Raw genomic sequence first — 13,920 nt, 5'->3', positions numbered from 1 at the left:
GAGCGGGGAAGAAAGACCCGGTTACGCGGTCCCGGTCGCTTCGAGCTGTCGAACCGTCAGGACGGGGACGGGGCAGGTGCGGACGATGGCCTCCGCGACCGAGCCCAGGAGGTAGGAGTGTTCGCCGTCGCGCCCGCGGGTGCCCGTGGCGACCACGTCCGCATCGACCTCGCGGGCGTAGCGGACGATCTCGCGGGCCGGGCGGCCGGTCCGGGTCGCGGTCGTCACCTCGCCGTCGGCACTCGCGACGACGGCGTCCAGCGCCTCCTGTGCCTGCGCGTCGAGTGCGCCCTCCACGTCGTCGTGGAGGTGGTCGGGGAGCGCGTCGATGCGGCGGGAGTCGAGGACGTACAGGGCGTGGACGGCGGCGTCGAACGTCGCCGCGAGGTCGAGCGCGGTGTCGATGGCCCGCTCGCCGCTCGCGGAGCCGTCGGTGGCGATGACGACGGTGTCGAACATACCCCCGCTTCCGTCGCGTGTGGCTTAAATACCCCACCTCGCCCCCCGATTTCGGGTGGAGACGGCCGCGCGCGGGAGACCACGGTATTTATTCGATATCGGCGACTGCTTCCAGCCATGAGCGACACGTCGGGCAACGTCCTTTTCGTCGTGATGGACACGGTTCGGAAGGACCACCTCACGCCCTACGGCTACGACGAGCCGACCACGCCCGGCCTCGAACGGTTCGCCGAGGAGGCCGTCGTCTACGACCACGCGGTCTCGCCCGCCCCGTGGACCCTCCCCGTCCACGCCTCGCTGTTCACGGGCCTCTACCCCAGCGAACACGGCGCGAGCCAGGAGAACCCCTATCTCGCCGAGGAGAAGAAGACCCTCGCGGAGTCGCTGTCCGCCGCGGGCTACGACACCGCCTGTTTCTCCTCGAACGCGTGGATCACGCCCTACACCCGCCTCACCGCGGGATTCGACCGGCAGGACAACTTCTTCGAGGTGATGCCCGGCGACTTCCTGTCGGGCACCCTCGCGGACCTCTGGCAGAAGGTGAACGACAACGACCGGCTCCGGGCCGTCGCGAACCGCCTCGTCGAGCTGGGCAACGACATCCACGAGTACTTCGCCGGCGCGGAGGGTGCGGATTCGAAGACGCCGGAGGTCATCGACAACACCATCGAGTTCATCGACGACTCGGACGACTTCTTCGCCTTCATCAACCTCATGGACGCCCACCTCCCGGTCTACCCACCCGAGGAGTACCGCGAGGAGTTCGCACCGGGCGTCGACCCCACCGCGGTCTGTCAGAACTCGAAGGAGTACAACTCGGGGGCTCGCGACATCTCCGAGGCGGAGTTCGACGACATCCGGGGGCTGTACGACGCCGAGATCAGACACATCGACGCGGAACTCGAACGGCTGTTCTCGTGGATGCGCGAGCACGACGAGTGGGAGGACACGATGGTCATCGTGTGTGCCGACCACGGCGAACTCCACGGCGAACACGGGCTGTACGGCCACGAGTTCGGCATCTACGACCCGCTCGTGAACGTCCCCCTCCTCATCAAGACGCCGGGCGTGGAGCCGGGCCGCTCGGCCCAGCAGGTGGAGATGCAGGACCTCTATCACACGGTGCTGGACTTCGCGGGCGCGGAGGGGATCGGCGAGCCGCTCGACCGGACGCGCTCGCTGCTCGACGTGGACTACCGCGACTTCGCTGAGGGAGCGTTCGCGTTCGTGGAGTACCACCGTCCCGTCGTCGAACTCAAGCAACTGGAGACGAAGGCCAGCGAGGCCGGAATCACCCTCGAGAAGGACTCCCGTTACTACTCGCGGATGCGCGCGGCCCGCCGTCCGGACGGGAAGTACATCCGGAACGAGCGCATCGCGGACGAGGCCTACCGGCTCGACCGCGACCCCGGCGAACTGGAGAACCTCGTGGGCGACGACGACGCAGTCATCGCCGAGGTGGAGGCCGCGCTCGCCGACTTCGAGACCCGCGTGGGCGGGGAGTGGACGGACGACGACGCCGTCTCCGGTGACGAGGTCCTCGATGAGATGAGCGACGACGCGAAGGCCCGGCTCCAGGACCTGGGCTACATGGAGTGAGCGACCTCGGCTCGTTCGTCGACCGGGAGACGGTCACGAAGACGCTCGTCGGGTTCGCCCTCGCGACCGTCCTCCTCCTCCTCGTCGCGAAAGGGGTCGGCTTCCAGCGCGTGAGCGACACGCTCGCGGGCGCGGAGCTCCGGTGGCTCGCCGCTGGCTGTCTCTCCACGCTGCTCTGTCTCGCACTCTGGGGGAAGGCGTGGCAGGTCGTCCTCCGCGTCGTCGGCATCGACGTCCCCTACCGCAGGCTCGTCGTCACCTACTTCGCCGCCACGTTCGCGAACTACGTCACTCCCCTGGGCCAGGCCGGCGGCGAGCCGTTCATCGCCTACGTCCTGTCTCGGGACACGGACGCGAGCTACGAGGACGCCCTCGCCTCGGTCGTCACGGCCGACCTGCTGAACCTCCTCCCCTTCTTCTCGTTTTCAGCGGTGGGGCTCTCCGTCCTTCTCGTGCAGGCGGACCTCCCGAGCGCCGTGAAACCGCTGGCACAGGGCCTGCTCGGGATGGCGCTCGGCATCCCCGCCATCGTCGCCGTCGGCTGGCGGTTCCGTGAGGGGGTCCGGGCCGGGGTCCTCCGCGTCGCCGCCCCCATCACCGCCCGTACGACGCGCCTCTCCCTCGATGGGGTCGCCCGGCGCATCGACGACCTCTACGAGGCGTTCGGGCGCATCGCCGCCGACAGAACCGCGCTCGTCGTCGCCGTCTGCTTCGCCTACGCGGGCTGGGTGTTCTTCGCGCTTCCCCTCTACTTCTCGGGGCTCACGCTCGGGTTCGACATCGCCCCCCTGCTGGTGCTGTTCATCGTCCCGGCGAGCACGCTCGCGGGGTTGACGCCGGCACCGGGTGGTCTCGGCGGGGTGGAGGTGGCGCTCGTCGCGCTCGTCGTCGCGCTCACGCCGCTCGGGGCGGCCCAGGCGTTCGCCGTCGCGCTCGTCTACCGCGTCGCCTCCTACTGGTTCGCCCTGCTCCTGGGTGGTGGCGCGGCGTTCGCCGTCGTCGCCCGGACCTAGCGCGCCCGCAGGAGGCTCGCCAGCGTCTCGTTGACGGGGACCGGCTCCGTGGCCTCGCGGACGACGTAGCCGTTGATGGCCTCCACCTCCGTGTTCCTTCCTTCGAGTACGTCCTGGAGCATCGAGGAGGTGTTCTTCGCCGTTGCCGCCGCGACCCGCTCCACGGCGGCGACGGCATCGGCATCGCTCAAACTCACTCCGTGTGCACGCGCCACCCGCGCCGTCTCGCGTGCGGCCTCGCGTGCGGGCACTCCCGCGGGCCCGTCGAGCAGCGCCCCGTTCGCCACGCGGGCGAGCGCCGTCGTCGCGTTGATCCCCGCGTTGACGGCCAGTTTCTCCCAGAGCCGTCGCGGCATCGTCACCGAGACGTTGGTGACGATCTCGGCAGCCGAGAAGGCGTCCCCCACCTCGTCGGCGACGGCCGAGCGCCCCCCGTCGCGCGCGCCGAGGACGACCTCCCCGACGCCGGTGCAGGCGACGTGTCCCGGCTCCTCGAGCACCGCCCCGTACGTGCAGGTGCCCGCGAGCACGGGGCAGTCGAGGTGCTCGGCGAGCGTCTCCTCGTTGCCCAGCCCGTTCTGCAGCGAGAGACAGGCGTCGAGGGTGCAGTCGGCGAGCGCCTCCCCCGCCTGCGGGGTGTCGAACGCCTTCACCGTCACGACGGCGAGGTCGGCCGATTCGGGGGGCGAGGTCCGGGCGTCGGGTGCTACGTCGAACGCGAGTTCACCCGAGACGCGGAGCCCCCGCTCGCGCGTGGTCCGCATGTGTGGGTCACGCCCGACGAGCGTCACGTCGTGCGCGCGGGCGAGCAGTCCGCCGAGGAGGGTCCCGAGGCTCCCCGCACCGAACACGACGATCTCCATACGCGGGGGTGGGCCCCCCGCGGTAAAACGGTTCGCGGTCTCGCGTCAGTCCTCTTGCCAGTAGTAGAGCTCCTCCTTACCCGCACCGCAGTCGGGACACTCCTCGGGGAGCTCGTTGAGCTTGCCGATGGCGCCGCACTCCCAACAGCGCCACATCAGCAGCTTCTCGCCACCCTTGCTTCCGGCCGTGTGTTCGGTTGAGAGCGCGCGAATGCCCTGCTCCGTCGTCACGTAGAAGCCGTGCTCGTCTAACCCCCGAATCCGGCCGAGTTTGTTCCCCTCGGAATCGAAGATCCGCTGGCCGATGCTCACCGTGCGCTCCTCGGTCGATGGCTGTGGGCTCTCGCTCATAGGTGTGGTATTCGTTACCGAGGCACTTAACGATTCACCCGACTAACAGCTCGGGCGCTCAGACGGCCGGAAACGGGCTACTTCGGACCCTCGCGAGACGGCGCTAGTCTTCCGTGGTCGTCTCGTCGATGTCCTTGTCGCCCACCTTTTCCTCGTCACCGGGCGCTCGCTCCGCTCGCGCCACGGCGACTCGCAAAAGCTGGACCAAAAGGGTGCGCTTACTCTTCGGTGGTCGTCTCGTCGATGTCCTTGTCGCCCACGTAAATGGCCGCCCCGTCCTGTGCGACCTTCTCCGCGAGGACGGCACACTTCAGGCGCATCGGGGTGACCTCGACGCCGAGCAACTCGAGTACGTCGTCGCGGTCCATCGCCCGGACCTCCTCGATGGTCTTCCCCTGCAGGGCGTTCGTGAGGAGGCTGGCGGAGGCCTGCGAGATGGCACAGCCGTCACCGATGAAGGAGACCTGCCGGATCGTCTCGTCGTCGTCGCCGAGTTTGACGAACATCTTGATGGTGTCGCCGCACATCGGGTTCTCGCCGACGTGTTCGAAGGTGGGGTCCTCGAGCTCCCCGTAGTTCCGGGGGTTCTTGTAGTGGTCGAGGATCTGCTGGCGATACATATCGGAGCCGGTTCCCATTGTTGTCCGTGGTTGGGGGCTAACGCGCAAAAGGGTTGTGTGCGAGCGCGTGGCGGGCGACTGCGCCCCCGCGCCGGGCCCGTCAGGCGAACAGCTGCCGGGCCTCGTCGACGGCCGCGACGAGCTTGTCGACCTCCTCGCGGGTGTTGTAGATGTAAAATGACGCACGGGCGGAGGCGGCGACGCCGAGCTTGTCGTGGAGCGGCTGGGTGCAGTGGTCGCCGGCGCGGATGGCGACGGCGTAGTCGTTCACGATGGAGGAGAGGTCGTGGGCGTGGACCGACTCGAGGTTGAACGCGACGAGGCCGCCGCGCTGGTCGCCGGGCGGGCCGTACACCTCCACGTCGTCCATCGCCGTGAGCTCGTCGTAGGCGTACTGCGCCAGCCGCTCCTCGTGTTTCTGGATGCGCTCCATCCCGATCTCGTCGAGGTAGTCACACGCCGCGGCGAGCGCGATCCCCTCACAGATGTTCGGGGTGCCGGCCTCGAACTTCCAGGGGAGCTCGTTCCACGTGGCGTCCTCGTAGGTGACCTTGAGGATCATGTCGCCGCCGTAGAGGTACGGCTCCATCTCCTCGAGCACCGACTCGCGGCCGTAGAGCACGCCGATACCCGTGGGACCACACATCTTGTGCCCGGAGAAGGCGAGGAAGTCGGCACCCAGCTCCTGGACGTCGACGGGCCGGTTCGGCACCGACTGCGCGGCGTCGACGAACACGTAGGCGTCGTGGTCGTGGGCGAGGTCGGCGATCTCGGAGACGGGGTTCACGGTCCCCAGCGTGTTGGAGGCGTGGATGACGGAGACCATCGCCGTGTCGTCGGTGATGAGCTCCGCGGCCGCGTCCATATCCAGCGTTCCCTGCTCGTCGATGGGGATGTACTTCACCTCCGCGCCCGTCTTCTTCGCGATCTGTTGCCACGTGACGAGCGAGGCGTGGTGTTCCATCTCGGTCATGACGACCTCGTCGCCGGGGCCGAGCTCGTTCAGGCCCCACGCGTACGCCACGAGGTTCACGCCCTCGGTGGTGTTCTTCGTGAAGACGATCTCCTCGCGCCCCACCGCACCGATGAACTCGGCCACGCGGTCGTGGGCCTCCTCGTAGGCGATGGAGGCCTCCTGCGAGAGGTGGTGGATGCCGCGGTGGACGTTGGCGTTGTAGCCCCGGTAGTAGTCGGTGATGGTCTCGACGACCGGCTCCGGCGTGTGCGTCGTCGCCGCGTTATCGAGATACACCAGCTGACTCCCGCCGAACTCCCGGTCGAGGATGGGGAAATCGGCCCGGATGCGCCCGACATCGAGCGGCTCGGTTTCGGGTACTCCCATTGTGAAAAGCCAGGGGACGGACGGACAACACTCCTTCGGTCCGGGAACCGGTCACACGCTCACAGCCGGAGGTACTGCGCGTGGCGCGTCCCCTCGAACTCGAGGACGTTCGCCTCGTCGACGAAGCCGTGTTCGATGGCGACCCCGACGGACTCGGTGCCGACGAGATTGGCGACCGAGGCTCGCGACAGCGAGGCGACGACCTCCTCGCCGGTGGCCTCCTCGCCGTCGTAGAAGCTCGCGTCGACGGTGAGCGAGGTCTTCCCGTTCTCGTACGTCTCGCCGAGGGTGTCCGCGTCCGCGACGGAGACGAGCAGCCCCTCGGGCGTCTCGCGCTCGTTGAGCAGCATCATTCCACCAGTTCCTGCTCGGCGCGCTCGCGCATCTCCTCGGCCTCCTCGACGAGCTCCTCGGCCTCCTCCTCACGGCCCAGCTCTTCGAGGGCGCGGGCCTTCTCCTCTAACACTTCGGCGTTGCGGAAGCCGAGCCGCATCGCGTTGTCGAAGGCGGTGACGGCGTCCTCCGCGAGCCCGCGTTCGAGGAGGAGAAAGCCACGGTTGTACCACGCCTGCGGGAAGCGAGGGTCGAGCTCGACGGCGCGCTCGGCGTGTTCGAGCGCCTGCTCGCCCTGCCCGGACTCCCAGAGCGCGTACGCGAGGTTCGTGCGGGCGCTCGCGGCGTGCTCGCTCTCCTCGTCGAGGTGGATGGCCTCCCGATAGGCGTCGATGGCCGCCTGGAACTCCTCCAGCTCGGCGTGGGCGACGCCCTTGTTCACCCACGCCTCCTGCGCGACGGCCTCGTCGTCGCTGAAGCGCGCGGCGCGCTCGAAGGCGTCGGCGGCCTGTTCGTAGCGGTTGATCTGGATGTACGACAGGCCGACCTCCAGCAGCTCCGCCGCGTCGACCTGGTCGGCGGCGATGTTGCGTTCGTCGAGGGTGTCGGCGACCACCCGGGAATTCACCGGGTCGACCTTCGAGGTGTCCACCTGCAGCTCAGGCGGGTCGATGTCGAAGCCCTCGTACGGGTCGTCGAACCCCTGTCCCTCCGAGAATCGGTGGGGACGGTCCTCGTCCATACCGGAAACAGGGACAGCAGAGACAAAAGGCCTGCGTCCCTCTCGTCACCCATGCGAACGTTCGTGAGCATCGACCTCGACGGGCTCGCCGACGCCGTGGCCGAGGCCCAGGAGCCGTTCGACCGCGCGGGCCTGCGCCCTGTGGACCCCGCCGGCGCCCACGTCACCCTGAAGTTCCTCGGGGAGGTCGCCCCCGACCGCGTCCCGGCCCTGACGAACGCGCTCGCCGAGGCCGTCGCCGCGGCCGACGTGGCCCCGTTCACCGCGACGTTCGAGGGGTACGGCGTCTTCCCCTCTCTCGACTACATCAGCGTCATCTGGCTCGGCGTCGGGGAGGGCGCGGCCGAGATGACGCGCCTCGCGACGGCCATCGAGGACCGCTTCGAGGCGCTGGGGTTCGACCGCGAGCGCCACGAGTTCACCCCCCACGTCACCGTCGCGCGGATGGACGACGCCCGCGAGAAGGCCCACGTCCAGGACGTGGTGGAGAACCGCCAGCCCGCTGTCGGGCCGCTCGAGGTCTCGGAGGTCCGGCTCACGAAGAGTACCCTCACCGGCGAGGGCCCGGAGTACGAGACGGTCGGGCGGGTCCCCCTCGATGGCTGACGAAGCCTTATCGCCGAGCCCCGAGTAGCCCCACTATGGCACACGAGGCGTTCCTCCTCGTCTTCGTCGCGGGGCTCATCACCGCACTGGCGACGGGGCTCGGGGCGCTCCCCTTCTTCCTCGTCTCCGACATCAGCGACCGCGCCAACGTCGCCCTCTGGGGGGTCGCCTCCGGCATCATGGTCGCCGCCTCGCTGTTCGGGCTGATTCAGGAAGGACTCGCGGAGGGGTCCGTTACCCTCGTCGCGGCCGGCGCGCTCGTCGGTGTGGCACTCGTCCTCGCCGCCCACGCCGTCGTCGACCGCGTCGGCGTGAGCCTCACCCCGCAGCAGTACGAGCAGGCCGACTTCGGAAAACTGCTGCTCATCCTCGGCGTGCTCACCATCCACTCCTTCCCCGAGGGCGTCGCCATCGGCGTCTCCTTCGCCGATTTGAACCTCGAGGGCGGCATCCCGCTGTTCGGCTACGCCGTCCCCGTCCTCGCCGTCTTCATGACCGTCGCCATCTCCATCCACAACATCCCCGAGGGGGTCGCCGTCTCCATCCCGCTGCGGGCGCTCGGCGTCCCGAACTGGCGGCTCGTCTGGTGGGCCGTCTTCTCCTCGCTCCCCCAGCCCATCGGCGCGGTCATCGCCTACGCCTTCGTCCGGTTCGCTCGGGAGTTCCTCCCGCTCGGTTTCGGCTTCGCCGCGGGCGCGATGGTCTTTCTCGTCGTCTCGGAGTTCATCCCCGAGGCCCGCGAGGCCGGCGAATCCCTCTCGAACGACGGGACCCGGGAGCTGGTCGGGGGGTTCGCCGCCGGGGCGCTCGTGATGACTCCCCTGGCGTTTTTGTGAGTGATTTTGGGCTGTTCTCGGTTCCTCCGATTGCTGTCGTGCAACCGGGTCCGCCAACACCGGTTAGAAAGCCCCCGGTCGCTACGCTCCCGCGGCTCGCTGCGCGCTTCACTCGCCACTGCCGGAGCGAGCTCCGGCGTGCCCTCGTTCGTTTCGCTCACGAGGATCCGCTCGTTCCAGTGCTTACGTCGCCGGGGTTCGCGTAGTGCCCGGCCCCTTTCAGTCCCCCCCGCGATGGCTTGCCCGACAGTCGGTCCTCGGTGGCTGGCCGAACGATCGACCCCGGGTGGACTGAAAGGGGCTGAGCGCTCGCGCCGGCGGGGAGTCGTCTGCGCGAGCCCTATCCGCTTCGCGGATATCTCGCGCAGCGACCGCGAGCCCACGGGGGCTTTCTATCCGGTGTCGGCGGCCCCGATACCAGCGGGGCGAACTGGGGCTATCGAGCTGTTGTCGGCCGGTTCGACGTACACGGCTCGGCTGAAACCACCGCTTCTCGCGGTGACCGCGTCACGCCAGCGCTCTCCTAGGCGGATTCAAAAGAACACAAATTTATGCGTGGGTGGGGTACTCCCGTCCACTATGGGCAAGAAATCGAAGGCCAAGAAGAAGCGGCTGGCGAAGCTCGACCGCCAGAACAGCCGTGTTCCGGCATGGGTCATCATGAAGACGGACCGAGACGTAATGGCGAACCCGAAGCGCCGCAACTGGCGCCGGAGTGACACGGACGAATGAGCGCCAGCGACTTCGAGGAGCGGGTCGTCACCGTTCCGCTGCGCGACGTGAAGGCGCAGGCGAAACACGAGCGTGCGGACAAGGCGATGTCGCTCATCCGCTCGCACCTCGCCAAGCACTTCGCGGTCGACGAGGCCGACGTGCGGCTGGACCCCTCCATCAACGAGGCCGTCTGGGCGCGTGGTCGCAAGAAGCCGCCGTCCAAGCTCCGCGTCCGTGCGGCGCGCTTCGAGGACGAGGGCGAGACGGTCGTCGAAGCCGAGACGGCATAACGTGCTCCGCGCGGCCATCTCCGGCTCCTCGTACGTCGGGGTCTTCGCCCGGGCGACGGACGACTGCGTCCTCGTGCGGCCGGACCTCGACGACGGGCTCCTCGACGACTTCGAGGCCGAGCTGGGGGTGCCGACCGTCCGGACGACCATCGCCGGCTCCGGCACCGTCGGCGCGCTCGTCGCGGGCAACGGGAACGGCCTGCTCGTGAGCAGCCGCGTCGAGCGGTACGAACGCGAGCGCATCGCCGACGTGGTCGACCTTCCCGTCGTCGAGCTTCCGGGGCGCATCAACGCCGCCGGCAACGTCGTCCTCGCCAACGACACCGGCGCGTACGTCCACCCCGGGCTCTCCGAGGCGGCCGTCGAAGCCGTCGAGGAGGCCTTACAGGTCCCCGTCGAGCGCGGTGACCTCGCGGGCGTCCGCACCGTCGGGACCGCGGCCGTCGCGAACAACCGCGGCGTGCTCTGTCATCCGAAGAGCACCGACGAGGAGCTCGACGCCTTAGAGGACCTGCTGGGGGTCCCCGCCGACATCGGCACCATCAACTACGGTGGCCCGCTCGTCGGCTCCGGGCTCGTCGCCAACGCGAACGGCTACATCGTCGGCAACGACACCACGGGCCCCGAACTCGGCCGTATCGAGGACGCCCTCGGCTACATCGACTGACGCTTCTTCTCGGCCGTTATTCTTCCAGCCCCGCGAGCAACCGGGCGACGTAGGGGCTGTTCTCCCAACTCCGATGTGGACTGATTCCCGTGATGAGCCGTCGCGCGTCCTCGTGGGTCAGGTGTCCGCCACGCGCGTAGTCGCAGATGAGCCGCGGCGTCGGGACGATTCGGGGACCTCGCAATGCCGCATGAACGAGCGCGAAGTTCGTCCCGCCGAACTCGTCGGTGAGAAAGCCGTCGACGGCAAGCGCGTTGGCGAGAACGATGCCGTCGGTCTCCCCGTCGTCGAGTCCGAAGGTGGGGCGGGAGTCAGGGGTCTCGGGTCGCTGGTACGGGTCCGTAACGGTGTAGTGGGCGTCGGCCGCGAGGACGTTGCTCGCCGCGGTCGCGTGGATGTCCCGGTACCCCGCGACCTCCCGGAGTTCCGAGACGACGGTCGGTGGGACCGACACGTCGCAGGACGTGAGCAGGTACTGGAGGGGGTCCGGGGTGGTGTCGGTATCGAAGCCCGCGTCCGCACGGGGCACGGCGAGGCTGACGAGCGCACTCGTGTCCGCGACGACCGTCCGGAGTCGTGGCCCGTCGCTCATCGAGCGTCGGTATCGCCGGTCTCGTCAATCTCGTGTCTCGGCTCGACGGTCGTCGCGCCACCCCCGTAGATGTCGGTGTCCTCAGGGGCTGCGAGGTCGAGCGGTTCACCGTCCAGGTCGGCCTTGAGGAGTCGGAGTCGCTGGGCCGTCTCCGCCCCGACGAGCTGTTTCACCGTCTCGAACGCCAGCTGGCCGTCGTAGTACTTCGCCGCGACCAGCTCCTGAAACGACTCGCTGTGGGCGGTCTCCTCGATGTACGCCCGGATGGCCTCCACGAGGAGGTCCGTTCGGTCCGTGTCGAAGAGGTCGGCGATGGCGTCCAGCCGTTCGACGAGGTACTCGGGAGACTGGAAGTGGACGCGTCGGGGGTCGTCGCTCGCGCTCATCTCGTGTGCATATCTTGCACACACAATCAAAACGGTTTCGGCGGATGCACATCGTTTGCACATCGGTTCGGGCCGCCCGGACTCAGTTTCCCGGGCCGGGAATCGCTATCTCCGCGCCGGAGCCGTTGACGTTCGACCACATACTCCCGTTGCGCTGGACGACGAACTCGACCTGGACGTTCCCGGTCGGGCCGTCGTCGTCGTCGTACGAGTTGAACGCCGCGACATCTCTCGTGCCGTGGTTCTGTGCTTCACCGTACACGCTGTAGAACCCCGGTTCCTTCGATACGCCCACGACGGTCACCTCGCCCGACGCCGGGGCATCGTGGACGGCACGGGCAATCCACGGCGACGTTTCCGGTTCGCAGTGGACGCTGTACACGATGACCGGCTCCGTCTCTCCCGTATCTGACCGGAAGACGAACCGGTCGACTACCGGTGGGTCGCTGTTCGGTATCGTTCCCGACCACTGCACACACCCGGCGAGCGCACCGAGGGCGAGGATGCCCCCGGCCTGACACAGGCCTCGTCTCGTTCGTTTCGACATATATGAAATGGTTCGCATTTTTTATTCGTCTGACTCCCTCAATCCTCACGAGGCCGTTCACCTGATTTTAGACGGCAATAATAATTCAACTTAGCTACCGTGTACATCTTCAGTAGCTGATTCCACCAAAAGAGAAAATACTTCCCGCTAGAGGTCACACCCGTAAATATGAGTGAGTTCACGGTTACCGGTCGGTTCGTCGCCCGTGATGGGTGGCAGGAGTTCGAGAAACAGATCGAAGCGCCCAACCAGAACGTGGCGCTCGAGCGCACGTACACGAACTTCGGGTCGCAGCTCGGTCTCAAGCGTCGCGACATCGACATCTACGGGGTTACAGCATGAGCATGCCCCAGGAGATGCAGCAGCTCCAGCAGGAGATGCAGCAGCTCGAACAGGAGAAGCAGGCGCTGCGTGAGGAGGTCGAGGGGCTGCGCGACGAGCAGTCCGAGATCGACGAGGCCATCGAGGCGCTGGAGACGCTCGAGTCCGGCTCCATCGTGCAGGTCCCAGTCGGCGGCGGCGCGCACGTCCGCGCCGAGGTCGAGGACATCGACGAGGTCGTCGTCTCGCTCGGTGGCGGCTACGCCGCGGAACACGAGCAGGACGAGGCCGTCGAGACGCTCGAATCCAAGAAGGAGGCGCTCGACGACCGTATCGACGAGGTCGAAGCCGAGATCGAGGAGGTCGAACAGCAGTCGGCCCAGCTCGAACAGCAGGCCCAGCAGATGCAACAGCAGCAGATGCAGATGATGCAGCAGCAGGCGCAGGAGCAGGACGACGAGTAAGCCATGTTCGAAGGCCTGAAGGAGAAGCTCGGCCGCTTCAAGTCCGACGTGGAGGAAGGGGCCGAAGAAGCCGCGGCTGAGGAGACAGCCGCGGCTGGCGATGCCGACTCCGTTTCTGCACCCGAGTCCGAGCCGGAAGCGCCGGCTGCGGAGGCCGACTCCGGAGCCGCTCCCGACGCCGGGGACGCCGACGAGGAACCCTCGAAGGAGGAACGCATCAAGCAGGCGCAGAAGGAGGCGAAGAAGGAGCGCGGGCTCGGCGAGCGGGCGAAGATGTTCGCCACCGGGAAGACCGTCATCACGGAGGAGGAACTGGAGGAGCCGCTCGAACAGCTCGAGCTCGCTCTCCTCCAGGGTGACGTGGAGATGAGCGTCGCGAGCGCCATCGTCGAGCGGCTCCGCGAGAACCTCGTCGGCCAGACCCGTTCGCAGGTCCAGACCGGCGAGATCGTCGTCGAGAACGCCATCGGCGACGCGCTGAAGGAGGTCATCAGCGTCGGGCAGTTCGACTTCGATGCCCGGATTCAGGCGGCCGACAAGCCCGTCACCATCATCTTCACCGGCATCAACGGCGTCGGGAAGACGACGAGCATCGCGAAGCTCTCGCGGTATCTGGAGGAGCGCGGGCTCTCGTCGGTCATCGCCAACGGCGACACCTACCGTGCCGGCGCGAACGAGCAGATCCGCGAGCACGCGGCGGCGCTCGACACGAAGCTCATCGCCCACGAGCAGGGCGGTGACCCCGCGGCCGTCATCTACGACGCCGTGGAGTACGCGAAGGCGAACGACATCGACGTCGTCCTGGGCGATACGGCCGGGCGGCTCCACACCTCGAACGACCTGATGTCGCAGCTGGAGAAGATCGACCGCGTCGTCGGCCCCGATCTGACCCTCTTCGTGGACGAGGCGGTCGCCGGGCAGGACGCGACCCAGCGCGCCCAGAAGTTCGACGAGGCGGCCGAGATCGACGGCGTCATCCTGACGAAGGCGGACGCCGACTCCTCGGGCGGTGCGGCCATCTCCATCGCCCACGTCACGGGCAAGCCCATCCTCTTTCTCGGGGTGGGTCAGGGGTACGACGACCTCGAACGGTTCGACCCCGAGGTCATCGTCGACCGCATCATCAACTGACCGCGAACCCCGGCAATCGTTTCCGGAACCTGCCACGCCCTCGC

The 13,920-nt window shown here is 67.9% G+C and carries 20 protein-coding genes; 10 read left to right on the top strand and 10 right to left on the bottom strand.

Annotated elements, in window-relative coordinates:
• Nucleotides 1-21 precede the first annotated feature (21 nt).
• Nucleotides 22-459 carry a universal stress protein gene (locus ACQUQR_RS12885; RefSeq protein WP_435196894.1) on the bottom strand — a complete coding sequence of 146 codons (438 nt, stop codon included), beginning with the start codon at nucleotides 457-459 and terminating at the stop codon, nucleotides 22-24.
• Nucleotides 460-576: 117 nt separating this feature from the next.
• Between ACQUQR_RS12885 and ACQUQR_RS12880 the strand changes: the two genes are divergently transcribed.
• On the top strand, nucleotides 577-2,058 hold the full coding sequence (locus ACQUQR_RS12880) for a sulfatase (protein ID WP_435196893.1): 1,482 nt from the start codon (nucleotides 577-579) through the stop codon (nucleotides 2,056-2,058).
• Complete coding sequence (locus tag ACQUQR_RS12875; RefSeq protein WP_435196892.1) at nucleotides 2,055-3,071, top strand: lysylphosphatidylglycerol synthase transmembrane domain-containing protein; 1,017 nt, start codon at nucleotides 2,055-2,057, stop codon at nucleotides 3,069-3,071. Before ACQUQR_RS12880 ends, ACQUQR_RS12875 begins: the two co-directional genes overlap by 4 nt.
• Here the strand turns inward: ACQUQR_RS12875 and ACQUQR_RS12870 are convergent.
• The 6 genes from ACQUQR_RS12870 to ACQUQR_RS12845 all read right to left on the bottom strand — a co-directional run bounded on the left by ACQUQR_RS12870 (nucleotide 3,068) and on the right by ACQUQR_RS12845 (nucleotide 7,322).
• Nucleotides 3,068-3,934, bottom strand: a complete 867-nt coding sequence (locus ACQUQR_RS12870) for a ketopantoate reductase family protein (RefSeq protein WP_435196891.1) — start codon at nucleotides 3,932-3,934, stop codon at nucleotides 3,068-3,070. The genes ACQUQR_RS12875 and ACQUQR_RS12870 overlap by 4 nt on opposite strands.
• A gap of 45 nt (nucleotides 3,935-3,979) precedes the next feature.
• Nucleotides 3,980-4,285 carry a DUF7130 family rubredoxin-like protein gene (locus ACQUQR_RS12865; RefSeq protein WP_435196890.1) on the bottom strand — a complete coding sequence of 102 codons (306 nt, stop codon included), beginning with the start codon at nucleotides 4,283-4,285 and terminating at the stop codon, nucleotides 3,980-3,982.
• Between the two features lie 218 nt (nucleotides 4,286-4,503).
• Nucleotides 4,504-4,923 (bottom strand): Fe-S cluster assembly sulfur transfer protein SufU, encoded by a 420-nt coding sequence (gene sufU / locus ACQUQR_RS12860; RefSeq protein WP_435196889.1) that lies wholly within the window; start codon nucleotides 4,921-4,923, stop codon nucleotides 4,504-4,506.
• Between the two features lie 82 nt (nucleotides 4,924-5,005).
• A complete protein-coding gene (locus ACQUQR_RS12855) occupies nucleotides 5,006-6,247 on the bottom strand; it encodes an aminotransferase class V-fold PLP-dependent enzyme (protein ID WP_435196888.1) in 1,242 nt (413 codons plus the stop codon).
• A 59-nt stretch (nucleotides 6,248-6,306) separates the two neighbouring features.
• Nucleotides 6,307-6,597: a DUF424 domain-containing protein gene (locus ACQUQR_RS12850; RefSeq protein WP_435196983.1), complete on the bottom strand. Its 291-nt coding sequence runs from the start codon at nucleotides 6,595-6,597 to the stop codon at nucleotides 6,307-6,309.
• On the bottom strand, nucleotides 6,597-7,322 hold the full coding sequence (locus ACQUQR_RS12845; protein WP_435196886.1) for a tetratricopeptide repeat protein: 726 nt from the start codon (nucleotides 7,320-7,322) through the stop codon (nucleotides 6,597-6,599). Before ACQUQR_RS12845 ends, ACQUQR_RS12850 begins: the two co-directional genes overlap by 1 nt.
• Nucleotides 7,323-7,373: 51 nt before the next feature.
• Between ACQUQR_RS12845 and thpR the strand changes: the two genes are divergently transcribed.
• The 5 genes from thpR (at nucleotide 7,374) to ACQUQR_RS12820 (ending at nucleotide 10,435) form a co-directional block, all read left to right on the top strand.
• The gene (gene thpR, locus ACQUQR_RS12840; RefSeq protein WP_435196885.1) at nucleotides 7,374-7,928 is read left to right on the top strand and encodes an RNA 2',3'-cyclic phosphodiesterase; all 555 of its coding nucleotides are present in this window, start codon (nucleotides 7,374-7,376) and stop codon (nucleotides 7,926-7,928) included.
• Nucleotides 7,929-7,963: 35 nt separating this feature from the next.
• Entirely contained in the window at nucleotides 7,964-8,764 is an 801-nt protein-coding gene (locus ACQUQR_RS12835) for a ZIP family metal transporter (RefSeq protein WP_435196884.1), read from the top strand.
• A gap of 579 nt (nucleotides 8,765-9,343) precedes the next feature.
• On the top strand, nucleotides 9,344-9,496 hold the full coding sequence (locus ACQUQR_RS12830; RefSeq protein ID WP_435196883.1) for a 50S ribosomal protein L39e: 153 nt from the start codon (nucleotides 9,344-9,346) through the stop codon (nucleotides 9,494-9,496).
• The gene (locus ACQUQR_RS12825; RefSeq protein ID WP_435196882.1) at nucleotides 9,493-9,768 is read left to right on the top strand and encodes a 50S ribosomal protein L31e; all 276 of its coding nucleotides are present in this window, start codon (nucleotides 9,493-9,495) and stop codon (nucleotides 9,766-9,768) included. The genes ACQUQR_RS12830 and ACQUQR_RS12825 overlap by 4 nt, the downstream gene beginning before the upstream one ends.
• 1 nt (nucleotide 9,769) lies before the next feature.
• Nucleotides 9,770-10,435 carry a translation initiation factor IF-6 gene (locus ACQUQR_RS12820; protein ID WP_435196881.1) on the top strand — a complete coding sequence of 222 codons (666 nt, stop codon included), beginning with the start codon at nucleotides 9,770-9,772 and terminating at the stop codon, nucleotides 10,433-10,435.
• A gap of 16 nt (nucleotides 10,436-10,451) precedes the next feature.
• On the opposite strand, the gene ACQUQR_RS12815 is transcribed toward ACQUQR_RS12820, so the two are convergent.
• The 3 genes from ACQUQR_RS12815 to ACQUQR_RS12805 form a co-directional block, all read right to left on the bottom strand.
• Nucleotides 10,452-11,027: a hypothetical protein gene (locus ACQUQR_RS12815; protein ID WP_435196880.1), complete on the bottom strand. Its 576-nt coding sequence runs from the start codon at nucleotides 11,025-11,027 to the stop codon at nucleotides 10,452-10,454.
• Entirely contained in the window at nucleotides 11,024-11,413 is a 390-nt protein-coding gene (locus ACQUQR_RS12810; protein ID WP_435196879.1) for a hypothetical protein, read from the bottom strand. The genes ACQUQR_RS12815 and ACQUQR_RS12810 overlap by 4 nt, the downstream gene beginning before the upstream one ends.
• An 82-nt stretch (nucleotides 11,414-11,495) precedes the next feature.
• Nucleotides 11,496-11,960 carry a hypothetical protein gene (locus ACQUQR_RS12805; protein WP_435196878.1) on the bottom strand — a complete coding sequence of 155 codons (465 nt, stop codon included), beginning with the start codon at nucleotides 11,958-11,960 and terminating at the stop codon, nucleotides 11,496-11,498.
• 168 nt (nucleotides 11,961-12,128) lie between these two features.
• Between ACQUQR_RS12805 and rpl18a the strand changes: the two genes are divergently transcribed.
• The 3 genes from rpl18a to ftsY are packed head-to-tail and all read left to right on the top strand — an operon-like array spanning nucleotide 12,129 to nucleotide 13,876.
• Nucleotides 12,129-12,302 carry a 50S ribosomal protein L18Ae gene (gene rpl18a, locus ACQUQR_RS12800; RefSeq protein WP_435196877.1) on the top strand — a complete coding sequence of 58 codons (174 nt, stop codon included), beginning with the start codon at nucleotides 12,129-12,131 and terminating at the stop codon, nucleotides 12,300-12,302.
• Nucleotides 12,299-12,745 (top strand): prefoldin subunit alpha, encoded by a 447-nt coding sequence (pfdA, locus tag ACQUQR_RS12795; RefSeq protein ID WP_435196876.1) that lies wholly within the window; start codon nucleotides 12,299-12,301, stop codon nucleotides 12,743-12,745. The genes rpl18a and pfdA overlap by 4 nt, the downstream gene beginning before the upstream one ends.
• 3 nt (nucleotides 12,746-12,748) lie before the next feature.
• A complete protein-coding gene (ftsY, locus tag ACQUQR_RS12790) occupies nucleotides 12,749-13,876 on the top strand; it encodes a signal recognition particle-docking protein FtsY (protein WP_435196875.1) in 1,128 nt (375 codons plus the stop codon).
• Nucleotides 13,877-13,920 lie beyond the last annotated feature (44 nt).

This window comes from Natronomonas sp. EA1 (assembly GCF_051195035.1).
GTDB lineage: Archaea > Halobacteriota > Halobacteria > Halobacteriales > Haloarculaceae > JBNTJV01.
This window is presented reverse-complemented; position numbering and strand designations above follow the sequence as displayed.

Excerpts from the sequence above, each read along its gene's own strand:
- ACQUQR_RS12855 (WP_435196888.1), bottom strand. The coding sequence starts at position 6,247 with ATGGGAGTACCCGAAACCGAGCCGCTCGATGTCGGGCGCATCCGGGCC.
- ACQUQR_RS12835 (WP_435196884.1), top strand. The coding sequence starts at position 7,964 with ATGGCACACGAGGCGTTCCTCCTCGTCTTCGTCGCGGGGCTCATCACC.
- ACQUQR_RS12805 (WP_435196878.1), bottom strand. The coding sequence starts at position 11,960 with ATGTCGAAACGAACGAGACGAGGCCTGTGTCAGGCCGGGGGCATCCTC.
- pfdA (WP_435196876.1), top strand. The coding sequence starts at position 12,299 with ATGAGCATGCCCCAGGAGATGCAGCAGCTCCAGCAGGAGATGCAGCAG.
- ACQUQR_RS12825 (WP_435196882.1), top strand. The coding sequence starts at position 9,493 with ATGAGCGCCAGCGACTTCGAGGAGCGGGTCGTCACCGTTCCGCTGCGC.
- ACQUQR_RS12865 (WP_435196890.1), bottom strand. The coding sequence starts at position 4,285 with ATGAGCGAGAGCCCACAGCCATCGACCGAGGAGCGCACGGTGAGCATC.
- ACQUQR_RS12870 (WP_435196891.1), bottom strand. The coding sequence starts at position 3,934 with ATGGAGATCGTCGTGTTCGGTGCGGGGAGCCTCGGGACCCTCCTCGGC.
- ACQUQR_RS12880 (WP_435196893.1), top strand. The coding sequence starts at position 577 with ATGAGCGACACGTCGGGCAACGTCCTTTTCGTCGTGATGGACACGGTT.
- rpl18a (WP_435196877.1), top strand. The coding sequence starts at position 12,129 with ATGAGTGAGTTCACGGTTACCGGTCGGTTCGTCGCCCGTGATGGGTGG.
- ACQUQR_RS12850 (WP_435196983.1), bottom strand. The coding sequence starts at position 6,597 with ATGCTGCTCAACGAGCGCGAGACGCCCGAGGGGCTGCTCGTCTCCGTC.
- ACQUQR_RS12815 (WP_435196880.1), bottom strand. The coding sequence starts at position 11,027 with ATGAGCGACGGGCCACGACTCCGGACGGTCGTCGCGGACACGAGTGCG.
- ftsY (WP_435196875.1), top strand. The coding sequence starts at position 12,749 with ATGTTCGAAGGCCTGAAGGAGAAGCTCGGCCGCTTCAAGTCCGACGTG.
- thpR (WP_435196885.1), top strand. The coding sequence starts at position 7,374 with ATGCGAACGTTCGTGAGCATCGACCTCGACGGGCTCGCCGACGCCGTG.
- ACQUQR_RS12810 (WP_435196879.1), bottom strand. The coding sequence starts at position 11,413 with ATGAGCGCGAGCGACGACCCCCGACGCGTCCACTTCCAGTCTCCCGAG.
- ACQUQR_RS12830 (WP_435196883.1), top strand. The coding sequence starts at position 9,344 with ATGGGCAAGAAATCGAAGGCCAAGAAGAAGCGGCTGGCGAAGCTCGAC.
- sufU (WP_435196889.1), bottom strand. The coding sequence starts at position 4,923 with ATGGGAACCGGCTCCGATATGTATCGCCAGCAGATCCTCGACCACTAC.
- ACQUQR_RS12885 (WP_435196894.1), bottom strand. The coding sequence starts at position 459 with ATGTTCGACACCGTCGTCATCGCCACCGACGGCTCCGCGAGCGGCGAG.
- ACQUQR_RS12845 (WP_435196886.1), bottom strand. The coding sequence starts at position 7,322 with ATGGACGAGGACCGTCCCCACCGATTCTCGGAGGGACAGGGGTTCGAC.